This is a genomic window from Spirillospora sp. NPDC046719, from assembly GCF_040645715.1.
Lineage (GTDB): Bacteria > Actinomycetota > Actinomycetes > Streptosporangiales > Streptosporangiaceae > Spirillospora.
The window spans coordinates 1-13,471 of the sequence record NZ_JBEYYT010000257.1; the positions used below are offsets into that span (position 1 = coordinate 1).

At 75.1% G+C, this 13,471-nt stretch carries 9 protein-coding genes and 1 pseudogene; 6 read left to right on the plus strand and 4 right to left on the minus strand.

The features are described from left to right. A pseudogene (locus ABZ914_RS33120) lies at nt 1-731 on the plus strand (hypothetical protein); the annotation flags it as partial. Here the strand turns inward: ABZ914_RS33120 and ABZ914_RS33125 are convergent. Further along, on the minus strand, nt 728-2,287 hold the full coding sequence (locus tag ABZ914_RS33125; RefSeq protein ID WP_500198090.1) for an AMP-binding protein: 1,560 nt from the start codon (nt 2,285-2,287) through the stop codon (nt 728-730). The pseudogene ABZ914_RS33120 and the gene ABZ914_RS33125 overlap by 4 nt on opposite strands. A 221-nt stretch (nt 2,288-2,508) precedes the next feature. On the opposite strand from ABZ914_RS33125, the gene ABZ914_RS33130 reads away from it, so the two are divergent. The 4 genes from ABZ914_RS33130 (at nt 2,509) to ABZ914_RS33145 (ending at nt 7,164) form a co-directional block, all read left to right on the plus strand. After that, entirely contained in the window at nt 2,509-3,627 is a 1,119-nt protein-coding gene (locus ABZ914_RS33130; protein WP_500198091.1) for a zinc metalloprotease, read from the plus strand. A gap of 25 nt (nt 3,628-3,652) precedes the next feature. Then, nucleotides 3,653-3,967: a hypothetical protein gene (locus ABZ914_RS33135; protein ID WP_500198092.1), complete on the plus strand. Its 315-nt coding sequence runs from the start codon at nt 3,653-3,655 to the stop codon at nt 3,965-3,967. 167 nt (nt 3,968-4,134) lie between these two features. Further along, entirely contained in the window at nt 4,135-6,174 is a 2,040-nt protein-coding gene (gene paaZ, locus ABZ914_RS33140; RefSeq protein WP_500198093.1) for a phenylacetic acid degradation bifunctional protein PaaZ, read from the plus strand. 63 nt (nt 6,175-6,237) lie between these two features. Continuing rightward, complete coding sequence (locus tag ABZ914_RS33145) at nt 6,238-7,164, plus strand: LysR family transcriptional regulator (RefSeq protein WP_500198094.1); 927 nt, start codon at nt 6,238-6,240, stop codon at nt 7,162-7,164. Here the strand turns inward: ABZ914_RS33145 and ABZ914_RS33150 are convergent. The 3 genes from ABZ914_RS33150 to ABZ914_RS33160 are packed head-to-tail and all read right to left on the minus strand — an operon-like array spanning nt 7,142 to nt 10,967. Continuing rightward, nucleotides 7,142-8,284 (minus strand): Glu/Leu/Phe/Val family dehydrogenase, encoded by a 1,143-nt coding sequence (locus tag ABZ914_RS33150; RefSeq protein WP_500198095.1) that lies wholly within the window; start codon nt 8,282-8,284, stop codon nt 7,142-7,144. The two genes, ABZ914_RS33145 and ABZ914_RS33150, sit on opposite strands and share 23 nt — an antisense overlap. Then, nucleotides 8,277-9,419: an NAD(P)/FAD-dependent oxidoreductase gene (locus ABZ914_RS33155; protein ID WP_433234100.1), complete on the minus strand. Its 1,143-nt coding sequence runs from the start codon at nt 9,417-9,419 to the stop codon at nt 8,277-8,279. Before ABZ914_RS33155 ends, ABZ914_RS33150 begins: the two co-directional genes overlap by 8 nt. 9 nt (nt 9,420-9,428) lie before the next feature. Continuing rightward, a complete protein-coding gene (locus ABZ914_RS33160; protein WP_500198097.1) occupies nt 9,429-10,967 on the minus strand; it encodes an aldehyde dehydrogenase family protein in 1,539 nt (512 codons plus the stop codon). A 222-nt stretch (nt 10,968-11,189) separates the two neighbouring features. On the opposite strand from ABZ914_RS33160, the gene ABZ914_RS33165 reads away from it, so the two are divergent. After that, the gene (locus ABZ914_RS33165) at nt 11,190-13,319 is read left to right on the plus strand and encodes a thiamine pyrophosphate-dependent enzyme (protein WP_500198098.1); all 2,130 of its coding nucleotides are present in this window, start codon (nt 11,190-11,192) and stop codon (nt 13,317-13,319) included. Nucleotides 13,320-13,471 lie beyond the last annotated feature (152 nt).

The following is a 13,471-nucleotide window of genomic DNA, read 5'->3' on the forward strand; positions in this document are numbered from 1 at the left end:
CGCCGCTCGTGCCGGGGCTGCTCGCCGGGTTCGCCGCCGGCCCGCTCGGCTGGCGGACGGCGCTGCTGCTCGGCGCCGTCCTGCCCGCCCTCGCGATCCCGGCGGCGTTCCTGGCCGGGACGGGCCGGGCCGGTCCCGCGCCGAAGCGCGCAGCGGACGGCCCCGCGCGGGCGGGCCGGACGCTCCTGCTGTGGACGCTCGCCGCCGGCCTCGCCACGATCGGCTCGAACGCCGCCGCGTCGTTCTTCGTGCAGCTCGGCACCCACTCCGGGCTGTCGACCGGGCTCGCCGGGCTGATGCAGTCGCTGGCCGGGGTCGTCGCCGTCGCCGTGCGGCTCGCCGCCGGCGGGCTCGCCGACCGCGCGCCGCGCCGCAATCCGGTGCTGGTCACCGCGATGATGCTGGGCGGCGCGGCCGGCCTGGCCCTGGTCGCCGCGGGCGGCCCCGCCGCGTTCGTCGCGGGCGCGCTGCTCGCCGTCGCCGGGGGGTGGGGCTGGACGGGCCTGCTGCTCGCGGCGGTGATGCGGCTGCTGCCGGGGCAGGGCGAGCGGGCCGGCGCGACGGTGCAGATCGGGCTGTTCGGCGGCGCGGCGGTCGCGCCGCTCGCCTTCGGCGCCGCCTCGTCCGCGCTGGGCGTTCCGGTGACCGTGCTGGTCGCGGCGCTGATCGTGCTGGCCGGGGCGGCCTCGATGCTCGCGGGGACGGCCGCGCTGCGCCGCGCGGCGGGCTAGGGCTCGGGGAGGGCGTGCTTGAGGACCTTGCCGGCGGGGTTGCGGGGGAGGGCGTCGAGGAACACGACCTCGCGGGGCACCTTGTGGCGGGCGAGGTTGGCGGCGACGTGCTTCTTCACGTCGTCCTCGCCGAGGCCGCCGGCGACGACGAAGGCGCGCAGCCGCTGGCCGAACTCCTCGTCGGGGACACCGACGACGGCGGCCTCGGCGATGGCGGGATGGGCGGCCAGCAGGTCCTCGACCTCGCCCGGATGGACGTTCTCCCCGCCGGAGACGATCATGTCGTCGGCGCGGCCGTCCACGTGCAGCCGGCCGCCCTCGTCCAGGTGGCCGAGGTCGCCGACGGCCATCAGCCCGCCGACCTCCTCCTTGCCGCCCCCGCCGGTGTAGCCGCCGAACCGGGCGGGCGAGTCGACGAAGATCCGCCCGGTCGCGCCGGGGGCGACCGGGCGGTCGTCGTCGCCGAGGATCGCCACGGTCGTGCCCGCGGGCGGGCGGCCGACGCAGCCGGGCGCGGCGGCGAGGTCGCCGGGGGTGGCGATGGCGATGCAGGACGCCTCGGTGGAGCCGTAGAAGTTGTGGAGGACGGGCCCGAAGGCCTCGGCGGTGCGGCGGGCGAGGTCCGGGTCCAGCCGCGCCCCGCCCGTCAGGATCACCTTGAGCCGGGACAGGTCGCGGGCGTCGAGGGCGGGGGAGGCGAGCAGCCGGTTCAGCATCACCGGGACGGCGATCAGCGACGTGCAGCCGTGGTCGGCGACGTCGGACAGGACCTCCGCGGCGTCGAAGCGGCGGCGCAGCACGAGGGTGGAGCCGAGCCCGAGCGCGAGGACGGCGCAGGTCAGCCCGAACCCGTGGAACAGCGGCGGGCCGACGAACATCGCCTCGCGGCCGCGGAGCGGCACCTTCGACAGGATGCCGCCGGGCAGCGCCATCGACGGCGACTGCGAGCGCGGCGCGCCCTTGGGGCGGCCGGAGGTCCCGCTGGTGAGGATCACCATGGAGCCGTGCCGGGACGGCGCGGGCGGGGGAGCGGTGCCGCCTTCGGCGATGAGGCCGTCGAGGTCGGCGTCGGTGTGGCGCGGGAGGTCGAGGCCCTCGACGACCCCCGCGAACTCCTCGTCGTGCACGAGGACGGTCACGCCCTCGCGGGACACGGCGTCGCGCAGCTGCGGCGCAGCGAAGTCGGTGTTGAGGAAGAGCACGGACGCGCCGGTCTTGGCCGCCGCCGACATCGCCTCGAGCAGGCCCCGGTGGTTGCGGCACAGGATGCCGACGGTGGAGTCCACGCCGACGCCGCGCTCGCGCCACGCGTTGGCGAGGGCGTTGCACCGCCGTTCCAGCTCCGCGAACGTCAGCGGGCCCCGCTCGTCGACGAGGCCGACGCGGTCGGGGAAGCGGTGGGCGGGCAGGGAGGTGGCGGCGCCAAGCGGCCCGTAGGCGCGCAGGGCGCGCGCCGTCGCCAGCAGCGCCGCCGGCGGCATCGGGCCGATCATCCCCGCGCGGGCGGCGGCGCGCAGGCCGGTCAGCTCGGCGGAGACGCGGGAGAGCGTGGGCATGCGCGCAGCGTAGTGAACGGGGGAACAGATCATCAAGATCTGTAACTTCGTTCTGCGTTGTTCGTGAATGGCGGGTGGAATAGGGGCTTATGGGGGTTTAAGCCAAGTTTGCGGCTTTTCGAGCTTAGGGGGCCGACGGGGGTTGGTAGGGCTCACGACACGGCACGGGCGGCCCGCGCCGCAGAGGCGGGCCTCGGCCGCGAGATCCGAGAGGACCCACTATGACCGAGTACAACCCCTTCCCGGCCCCGTCGCGCGACCTGTGCGGAGCGATGCACGTCCACCGCAGGCTGCTGAACGAGAGCATGACCTACCGGGCGCAGCGCGCGCGCATCGAGAACCGGGCTCTGCAGTACGAGACCGGCCGCCGCGCCTCCGTGCGCAGCGGCGTGGTCGCCATCCCTGTCGTCGTCCACGTGGTGCACAATCCGAGCACCCCCGCGCAGAACATCGGCGAGGCGCAGATCCGCAGCCAGATCGACGTCCTCAACAGGGACTTCCGCGCCGCCAACCCGGATGTGTCCAGGGTGCCGGACGTGTGGAAGCCCCTGGTGGCGGACATCGAGGTCGAGTTCGCGCTCGCGACCGTGGACCCGCACGGCGCTCCGACGGACGGGATCGTCAGGGTCGAGACGGACCGCGCCGGGTTCGACTCCCACGACGCGGTGAAGGCGGCCTCCAGCGGCGGCGCCGACCCCTGGCCGAGCGACCAGTACCTCAACCTGTGGGTGTGCCAGCTCGGCGACGGACTGCTGGGCTACGCGCAGTTCCCCGGCGGCCCGCCGCAGACCGACGGCGTCGTCATCCTGCACTCGGCGTTCGGGACGACCGGCACCGCGGCCGCCCCGTACAACGGCGGCCGCACCGCGACCCACGAGATCGGGCACTGGCTCGACCTGTTCCACATCTGGGGCGACGACGACGGCGCGTGCAGCAACGGCGACCGCGTCGCCGACACGCCGAACCAGGCCGACTCCAACACCGGCAAGCCCGCGTTCCCGCACGTCACCTGCAACAACGGGCCGAACGGCGACATGTTCATGAACTACATGGACTACGTCGACGACGACTGCATGTTCATGTTCACCAACGGCCAGCGCGCACGGATCGACGCCTGCCTGGAGGGGACCCGCGCCTCGTTCCTCGTGGCGCACCAGGCCGCGCCCGCGGCGCATGCGCCGGCTCCCGCGACCCGGCCCGCCGAGGCCGGCGCGCAGGGCTTCGTCGCGCAGGACAGCGACGTCGAACGGCTGCTCCACGACACCGAGCGGCTGACCAGGGAGGCCCTCACCGACCTCCACGACGCGCTCGACCTCGTCGGCCACCGCTTCGGCGGATGACCGGCCGGACGCCGGAGGAGGCGGCATGAACGGCACGCCGGCGCCCGTCACGGGCACGTGGGTGCACGCCTTCGAGGAGGACACCCCGGCCGAGGCGGTGTACAGGCCGGAAGGCCACCCGCTCCCTCCGGCCCGCCGGCCGCGGCGGCGCCTGGAGTTCCGACCGGACGGCACCCTCACCGAGCACCGGCCCGCTCCCGACGACCGCCTCGCCGAGCGCGAGGGCCGCTGGGAGCGGCGGGGGCCGGGGCGCGTCGCCGTCGCCTTCCCCGGCGGGCACGGCGCGCCGGTCGCCGTGTCCGTCTCGAGCGCCGGCGACCGGCTCGTGGTCGAGAGGTGACCGGGCCGTTCGACCGGGCGGTCCGGCCGCGCACCGTAGAACGGAATCGTCCCTTCCCGTAAGGCGGCATGTCGACAAAGAAACCTCCGTGGGCTGTCATGTCTGTAGGGCGTGAACGGACGCCGTTCGTGGCAGGAAGAACCTGAGATGTGGACAAGGAGGTCCCTGTGGTCGTGCTGCGCAGCTACGTGTCGGGTTCCTGGCGTGCCCCCGAGGACGAGGGGACGCCGTTGCACGACGCCGTCACCGGAGAGGAGGTCGCCCGGATCTCCTCCGCGGGGATCGACATGGGCGGCGCCCTGCGGTACGGGCGGACGGTCGGCGGGCCGGTGCTGCGGGAGCTGACCTTCCACCAGCGCGCCGCCTTGCTGAAGGCGCTGGCGTCCCATCTGCGGGAGCACTCCGAGGAGCTGTACGCGCTGTCCGCGCGGACGGGCGCGACGCTCGGCGACTCGAAGTTCGACGTCGACGGCGGCATCGGGGTGCTGTTCGGCTACGCGAGCAAGGGCAAGCGCGAGCTGCCGAACGACACGGTCCTGGTGGAGGGCGCCGTCGAGTCGCTCGGCAAGGGCGGCACGTTCGTCGGGCAGCACCTGTGCACGCCGTCCCACGGCGTCGCGGTGCAGATCAACGCCTTCAACTTCCCGGTCTGGGGCCCGCTGGAGAAGCTCGCGCCCGCGTTCCTCGCCGGCATGCCGAGCCTGATCAAGCCCGCGAGCCAGACCGCGTTCCTGACCGCCCGGCTGGTCGAGCTGATCGTCGAGTCGGGGCTGCTGCCGGAGGGCAGCGTGCAGATGGTCTGCGGCGACCCGCGCGACCTGCTCGACCACGTCACCGAGCAGGACGTCGTGGCGTTCACCGGCTCGGCCTCGACGGCGAAGCTGCTGCGCACGCACCCGGCCATCGTCGGCAACGCGGTCCGCTTCAACGCCGAGGCCGACTCGCTGAACTGCTCGGTCCTCGGCCCCGACGCCGCGCCCGGCACCGCCGAGTTCGACCTGTACGTCAAGCAGCTCGTCACGGAGATGACCGTCAAGGCCGGGCAGAAGTGCACCGCGATCCGGCGCGCGCTCGTCCCCGCCGCGCTCCTCGACGACGTCACCGAGGCCGTCCGCGAGCGGCTGGCGCGGGTGACCGTCGGGAACCCGGCCGACCCGGACGTGCGGATGGGCGCGCTCGCCACCCTCGACCAGCGCGAGGAGGTGCGGCGCTCGCTCAAGGCGCTGACGGACGCCGGCCGGATCGTGTTCGGCGACCCCGAGCGGGTCGAGGTGAGGGGCGCGGACGCCGAGCGCGGCGCGTTCATGTCGCCGGTGCTGCTGCGCGCCGACGACACCGGGCGCGCCGAGCCGCACGAGGTCGAGGCGTTCGGCCCGGTCAGCACCCTGATGCCGTACACCGACGCGGCGCACGCCGTCGCGCTCGCGGCGCGCGGGCGCGGCAGCCTCGCCGGGTCCGTGGTCACCGCCGACGCGGAGTTCGCGCGCGACGTCGTCCTCGGCCTGGCCCCCTGGCACGGGCGGCTGCTGGTGCTGAACTCCGAGGACGCCAAGGAGTCCACCGGGCACGGGGCGGCGCTGCCCGCGCTCGTCCACGGCGGCCCCGGCCGCGCCGGAGGCGGCGAGGAGATGGGCGGGATCCGCGGGGTCGTGCACCACATGCGGCGCACCGCCGTCCAGGCGGGGCCCGCGATGCTCACCGCGCTGACCGGCCGCTGGGTGCCCGGCACCGACCGCACCGTCACCGACGAGCACCCGTTCCGCAAGCACCTGGAGGACCTGCGGGTCGGCGACACCGCCGTCGGCGGGCCCCGCGTCGTCACGCTGGACGACATCGGGCACTTCGCCGAGTTCACCGGCGACACCTTCTACGCCCACACCGACGAGGAGGCCGCCCGCGAGAACCCGCTGTTCGGCGGCCGGGTCGCGCACGGCTACCTCGTCGTGTCGTTCGCGGCGGGCCTGTTCGTCGAGCCCGCGCCGGGGCCGGTGCTGGCGAACTACGGGCTGGAGAACCTGCGGTTCCTCACCCCGGTGAAGCCCGGCGACGAGCTGACGGTGACGCTGACCGCCAAGGAGATCTCGCCGCGCGAGGGCGCCGACTACGGCGAGGTCCGCTGGGACACCGACGTCACCAACCAGGACGGCGCGTCCGTCGCCAAGTACGACGTGCTGACGCTGGTGGCCAAACGGCCCGCACGCGACTAGAACGGAAGAAGGGGGCGTCCGCGGGGGAGACGTCGAAGCGCCGCCGGTCGACGGGGAGCACCGATGATCAGTCCCCTGCACATCCAGACCGTGCGCGAGGTCGTGCGCACCGGGTCGTTCGCGGACGCCGCCCGCAACCTCGGGTACACCGCGTCCGCCGTCTCCCAGCAGGTCGCCGCGCTGGAGCGCGCCTGCGGGCTGGTGCTGTTCGAGCGCCGGGCCCGCAGCGTGCGGCCGACCAGCGCGGCGTTGCTGCTGGTCAGCAAGGGCAACGACGTCCTGTCCGCGCTGGCCACGCTGGAGCGCGAGCTGCGCACCGTCGCCAGCGGCGAGCGCGGCGCGCTGCGGCTCGGCAGCTTCCCGACCGCGAGCTCCCGCATCCTGCCGCGGGTGCTGGCGGAGCTGTCGCGGGTCCGGCCCGGCATCGAGATCAATCTGTCGGAGGGCGAGCCGGACGAGCTGCTGCCCGAGCTGCTCGACGGCGACCTCGACCTGCAGCTCGTCTACCGGTACGACCTGTTCCCGCGCGGCTGGCCCGACCAGATCGTCGAGACGCCGGTGATGGACGAGAACCTGGTGCTGTGCGTGCCGGCCGGGCACCCGCTGGCGGGCCGCCGCACCGCGCGGCTGCGGGACCTGCGGTCCGAGACGTGGATCGCGAGCCGTCCCGACAGCTGCGGCGCGCAGGCGCTGCTGCGGCTGTGCGGCACCGCCGGGTTCACGCCGAACATCGCGTTCCGCAGCAACGACTACGCGGTGGTGTGCGGGCTCGTCGGCTGCGGCCTCGGCATCGCGCTCGTCCCGGCGCTCGGCTGCGTCCCGCATCCGGGCCTGCGGACGCTGCGGCTCAGCCGCCGCACGCCGCGCCGCCACGTGACCGTGCTGCGCCGCAGCTCCAACAGCAACCCGCTGGTGAAGGACGCCATGCGCGGGCTGATGGACGTGGCGCGCGACGTCGAGGCGGAGATCAGCGGCGCCACCGGCCCTTGAGCTCCATCGCGGCGCGCACCCGCTCCTGCGCGAGCGCCAGCGCCGCCTCGTGCGTGGTCGTGCCCTGCGCGCGGGCGGCCGCGAGCACCTTCGCGGTGTTGTCGCGCATCTTCGACGAGACCGCCGCGAACACCGCGCCGGGGTCGGGTCGGAACGCCGAGTAGCGGGCGTCCATCGCGAACCCGGCCGCGACGACGCCTCCGGCGTTCGCCACGAAGTCCGGGACGACCGTGACGCCCCGCGCCGCGAGGACCCGCTGCGCCGGGCCGTCGGTCGGCAGGTTCGCGCCCTCCACGACGATCCGCGCCCGGATCCGCGCGGCGACGTCCGCGCCGATCACGTCCTGCAGCGCTGCGGGGACGATGACGTCGGCGGGCACCAGCAGCTCGGCCCCCGCGTCCAGGAGCCGCCCGCCGTACTCGCGCACCGCCGCGTCGCCGGCCTCGGCCCGCAGCGCGAGGAGGCGCGCGACGTCCAGGCCGTCCGGGTCGTACAGCGCGCCGTGGACGGTCGACACCGCGACGACGGTCGCGCCGAGCTCGGTGAGGCGGCGCGCGGCGGCGTGCCCGACCGCGCCGAACCCCTGCACCGCCACCCGCGCGCCGGACAGCTCCATCCCGGCGTCGCGCGCGGCGGCGTCGGCGGCCTCCGCGACCCCGTAGCCGGTGACGCCCAGCTCGTCGTAGGGCATGCCGCCCAGCGCGTGGGGGGTGCCGACCGCCGCGCCGCGGTCGCCCAGCTCGTCCTGGACGATCGCCGCGTCCCGCTCCGTCAGCCCCATGTCCAGGCCCGCGACGTACCGCGCGGGGATCTCCTGCGCCAGCGCCCGCACGAACGCCCGCAGGACCCCTTCCCGGTCCGGGGACGCCGGGTCGGCCGCGATCCCCGCCTTGGCGCCGCCGAAGAACAGGTCGGCGCCCGCCCACTTGTAGGTCATCACCCGGGCGAGCCGCGCGACCTCCGCGACCGTCACGCCCGGGCTCATCCGCATGCCGCCCTTGCCCATCCCGCGGGCGGTGTTGTCGATGACGAGCACGCCGCGCATCCCGGTCCGGGCGTCCGACACGCACACCACCCGCTCGGGGCCCCACTCGTCCATCAGCGCGAGCACGTCAGACACGGTTGATCTCCGGGCGGGGGCGGTCGCCGGCGAACCGCGCGGCGTGCAGGGGAGCGACGTCCACGAAGGGCTCGCGGCGCAGGTACAGGTCGCGGACGACCTCGCCGACCGCCGGCCCCTGCAGGAACCCGTGGCCGGAGAACCCGGTCGCGTACAGGAACCGCGAGACGCCGGTGTCCTCGCCGATCAGCGCGTTGTGGTCGGGCGTGACCTCGTACAGCCCGGCCCACCCGCCGGCCAGCCCCGCGTCCAGGAGGCGGGGCGCGCGGGCGGCGATGGCCTCGGTGAGGCGGGGCAGCCACGCGTCCGTCCGGTCGAGCAGGAAGCCGGGCCGCTCGTCGGGATCGGACATGCCGAGCATCAGCCCCTCGCCCTCGCCGTGGAAGTAGAACGACGTGGTGAAGTCGATCGTCATCGGCACGGGACGCGGCAGGTCCGGCATAGGCCCGGTGAACGCGATCTGCCGCCGCAGCGGCTCGACCGGCAGGTCGACGCCCGCCATCGCGCCGACCCTCGCCGACCACGCGCCCGCGGCGCAGACGACGGCGGGCGCGGCGATCCGCCCCCGCGAGGTCTCGACCGCCCGGACCTCGCCGCCGGGCGCGTCGATCCCGAGCACCTCGCACCGCGTCAGCAGCGTCGCGCCGTGCCGCCGCGCGGCGGTCGCGTACCCGAGGACGACCGACTCCGGCGTGCAGTGCCCGTCGTCGGGGGAGAACGCGGCGGCGAGCAGCCCGCCGGTCTCGATGAGCGGGGACAGCCGCCGCGCCTCCGCCACCGAGACCATCCGGCTCGGCACGCCGAGGCCGTTCTGCAGCGCGACGCTCTCCTCGAACGCGGCGACGTCCTCGGGCCGCGACAGCAGGAACAGGTAGCCGACCCGGTGCAGGTCGATCTCCTGGCCGGGACGCTCGCGGAACCGCGCGAACGCCTCCAGGCTGCGGGCGCCCAGCCGGATGTTCACCTCGTCGGAGAACTGCGCCCGGACCCCGCCCGCCGCCTTGCACGTCGACCCGGAGCCCAGCTCGTCCCGCTCGGCCAGCACCACCCGCACCCCGGCCTCGGCGAGGTGGAACGCGATGCTCGTCCCCATCACCCCGCCGCCGATGACGACGACGTCCGCCTCGGACTCCACGGCGGCCCCCTACAGCCGGAAGCCGAGGTCGGGGGTGATCTCCAGGACGTCCATCTGCGCCTTCTGCAGCCGCCCCGAGTGGTCCCAGTTCATCGACTGCCAGCGGGTGAACTGGTCCAGCACCCAGATGCCGGACTGGCGGCTGCCGTTGCCGGACCGCCCGTTCCCGCCGAACGGCAGGTGCGCCTCCGCGCCGGACGTCGAGTTGTTCACGCTGACCATCCCGGCGGAGATCCGCCGCCGGAACCGGAACACCTTCGCCGGGTCCGTGGTGTAGATCGACGCGGACAGGCCGTAGCCCGGCGCGTTCGCCAGCGCGATCGCCTCGTCCAGCGTCCGGTACGGGACGACGCCGACGACCGGGCCGAACGTCTCGTTCATGAACAGCTCGTCGGCGGGACCGACGCCGTCGACGATCACCGGGTGGTAGAAGAGCCCGGCCTCCGGGTCCCCGACGAAGCCGGCGCGCGGGTTCGCCGCGGTGATCCGCCCCGTGCCGGACGAGCCGTGCACCGCGTGGCCGCCGCCGATCCAGCCGAGCGTCTTCTCGAACCCGGCGGCGAACCGCTCGCTGATGAGCGGGCCGTACAGGACGTCCTCGAACGGGTCGCCGACCGGCGCCGCGCGCACCGCCTCGTCCAGCAGCCGGACGAACGCGCCGTGCAGGGACTCGTGCACGATCGCCGTCCCGAGCGACGTGCAGCGCTGCCCGGCCGTCCCGAAGCCGGAGAACAGGGCGCCCTCGACAGCGAGCGGCAGGTCGGCGTCCTCGGTGACCACCATCGGGTTCTTGCCGCCGAGCTCCAGGCACGGCGTCTGCAGGTGCCGCCCGCACAGCTCGCCGATCCGCGACCCCACGTCCGTGGACCCGGTGAACCCGACTTTGTCGACGAGCCCTTCGCCGAGCGCGCGCTCCAGCCCGGCATAGGTCTCCGGGCCGTCGGCGTAGACGACGTTGAGCACCCCGTCCGGCAGGCCCGCGTGCGCGAACAGCTGGTAGAACGCCTCCGCGCAGGCCGCCGCGTATTCGGCGGGCTTCCACACCACCGCGTTCCCGCACAGCAGCGCCGGGACGATGTACCAGGACGGCACCGCGACCGGGAAGTTCCCCGCCGTGATCACGGCGACGACCCCGACCGGGTCGCGGAACGTGAACAGCTGCTTGTCCGGCATCTCCGACGGCACGGTCTGCCCGTAGAGCCGCCGCCCCTCGCCGAGGAAGAACGCGCACGTGTCGGCGATCTCCTGCACCTCGCCGAGCGCCTCGGCGTACGGCTTGCCGACCTCGCGGGCGACGACGCGCGCCAGCGCCGGCTTGTTCGCCTCGACCAGCCGGCCGATCGACGCGACGACCTGCCCGCGGACCGGCGCCGGCACGTCGCGCCAGGCGTCCTGGGCCGCGCGCGCCTCCCGGCAGGCCCGGACGAGGCCGGCGGCGTCCGCGAGGGACACCTCCGCGACCAGGTCCGCGGTCCGGGACGGGTCGGTGGAACGGTACGAGCGCGGCCCCGCCGGGATCCGGGCGCCGCCGATGACGGAGGTGAGCACGGTTCCCACACTGAACGGGCCGCCGCGCTCGGCCAAGATCGGGCAGAGCGCGGCTTGCTTACCGCGAGGCCAAGCCCGGCTGAGGCTTCGCCCGCCGAGCACGCGCGTTAAGCATCCCTTGGCCACCGGGCAACCGGTTCGCGGCCTCGCACGAGTCGACCCGGACGGCGCGCGCGCACGATGCTCGTAACCGGACCGCTTCACCGCAATGCAGGAGCCCGCATGGCCGAGCCCGCCGACGTCCACTTCCTGGAGCAGGCCGCGTCGCTGAAGCCGCCGGCGTCCCCGCGGGCGCCCGGCGCGCTCACCGGCGAGGAGTGCCTCCGGCTGTTCGACGCGCAGCTCGGGAGCCGGCACCTCGACCTCGCGGCGCGATGGCTGCGCGCCCAGGACCGCGGCTACTACACCATCGGGTCGTCCGGCCACGAGGGCAACGCCGCCGTCGCCGCCGCGCTGCGTCCCGACGACCCGGCGCTCCTGCACTACCGGTCGGGCGCGTTCTTCCTGGAGCGGGCCCGGCAGGCCGGTGAGCCCGACCCGCTGCGGGACGTGCTGCTCGGCGTCGTCGCGGCGGCGGACGAGCCGATCGCGGGCGGCCGGCACAAGGTGTTCGGCAGCAGCCGCCTGCACGTCATCCCGCAGACCTCCACGATCGCCTCGCATCTGCCGCGCGCGCTCGGCGTCGCGTTCGCGATCGAACGGTCCGCCCGGCTCGGGGTCGCGTCGCCGTGGCCGCGCGACGCGGTGGCGGTGTGCAGCTTCGGCGACGCGTCCGCGAACCACTCGACGGCCGCGGGCGCGATCAACGCCGCGGTCGGCTGCGGGTTCCAGGGCCTGCCGATGCCGCTGCTGCTGGTCTGCGAGGACAACGGCATCGGCATCAGCGTCCGCACCCCGCCCGGCTGGATCGAGGCCGCCTACGGCTCGCGCCCCGGCCTCGCCTACTTCCCGGCCGACGGCGGCGACCTGGAGGACGCCTGCGCGGCGTCGCGGCGCGCCGCCGGCTGGGTCCGCGAGCACCGCAGGCCCGCCCTCCTGCACCTGCGCTGCGTCCGGCTGATGGGCCACGCCGGCTCGGACGTCGAGTCGGCCTACCGCACGCCCGCCGAGATCGCCGCGGACCTCGCCGCCGACCCGCTGCTGCGCACCGCGCGCCTCCTCGTCGACCGGGGCATCGCGACCGCCGACGAGATCGTCCGGCTGTACGAGGCCAAGCGGCGCGCCGTGATCCGGCGCGCGGAGCAGGTCAAGGACGCCCGGCGGCTGGCGTCCGCCGCCGAGGTGATGGCCCCGATCCGGTACCGCGAGCCGTCGCCCGGCGTCGAGGCGCCCGGGAGGGGCGAGCCCGTCACGGTCGCTCAGGCGATCAACCGGACGCTCGCCGGCCTGCTCGACGAGCGGCCCGGCACGGTCGTGTTCGGCGAGGACGTCGCGCGCAAGGGCGGCGTCTACGGCGTCACGCGTGGGCTGCTGAAACGAGCCGGGGCGGCGCGGGTGTTCGACACGCTCCTGGACGAGCAGTCGATCCTCGGGCTCGCGCTCGGGTTCGGCCTCGCGGGCATGCTGCCCGTCCCGGAGATCCAGTACCTCGCCTACCTGCACAACGCCGCCGACCAGATCCGGGGCGAGGCGGCGACGCTCCCGTTCTTCTCGGCGGGGCGGTACCGGAACCCGATGGTGGTCCGCATCGCCGCCTACGCCTACCAGAAGGGGTTCGGCGGGCACTTCCACAACGACAACGCCGTGGCGGCGCTCCGCGACGTCCCCGGCCTCGTGATCGCGTCCCCGGCCAGGCCGGACGACGCCGCCGGGATGCTGCGCGCCTGCGCCGACGCCGCCGAGCGCGACGGCCGGATCTGCGCGTTCCTCGAGCCGATCGCGCTCTACCATGCCCGTGACCTGCACGAAGAGGGTGACGGCGGCTGGCTCGCCCCGGCCGGCGGCACGGTGCCGCTCGGACGCGGCCGCACCTACGGGGAGGGCCGCGACCTCACCATCGTCACCTTCGCGAACGGGCTCCGGATGAGCCTGCGGGCCGCGCGCCGCCTGCGGGCCGGCGGCGTCCGCTGCCGCGTCCTCGACGTGCGCTGGCTCGCCCCGCTGCCCGTGGACGACCTGCTGCGGGAGGCCCGCGCGACCGGCGCCGTCCTCGTCGCGGACGAGACGAGGCGGACCGGCGGCGTCTCCGAGGGCGTCCTCGCGGCACTGGCCGACGCCGGGTTCGACGGCCGCGCCGCCCGCGTCGCGAGCGAGGACTCCTTCATCCCGCTCGGCGACGCCGCCGCCCACGTGCTGCTGTCGGAGGACGCCGTCGCCGAGGCCGCCGGGCGGCTGCTCGGCCGGTCCCGGTGACGGCGGCGCCGAGGCGGCCGGAGAAGGACGGTCCCGCCGGGCCGGGGGGGGGCCGGCGGGTCCGTCCGGCGGTCTTCTGTTGGGACGCCGGTACGTGGGCGGCGTCGCCGAGGCCGTGCAGGTAGTGGGCGTACTCCTTGGCGTCGGCCGTC

Coding starts and splice junctions, on each gene's coding strand:
- ABZ914_RS33125 (WP_500198090.1), bottom strand. CDS start 2,287: ATGCCCACGCTCTCCCGCGTCTCCGCCGAGCTGACCGGCCTGCGCGCC.
- ABZ914_RS33130 (WP_500198091.1), top strand. CDS start 2,509: ATGACCGAGTACAACCCCTTCCCGGCCCCGTCGCGCGACCTGTGCGGA.
- ABZ914_RS33135 (WP_500198092.1), top strand. CDS start 3,653: ATGAACGGCACGCCGGCGCCCGTCACGGGCACGTGGGTGCACGCCTTC.
- ABZ914_RS33145 (WP_500198094.1), top strand. CDS start 6,238: ATGATCAGTCCCCTGCACATCCAGACCGTGCGCGAGGTCGTGCGCACC.
- ABZ914_RS33165 (WP_500198098.1), top strand. CDS start 11,190: ATGGCCGAGCCCGCCGACGTCCACTTCCTGGAGCAGGCCGCGTCGCTG.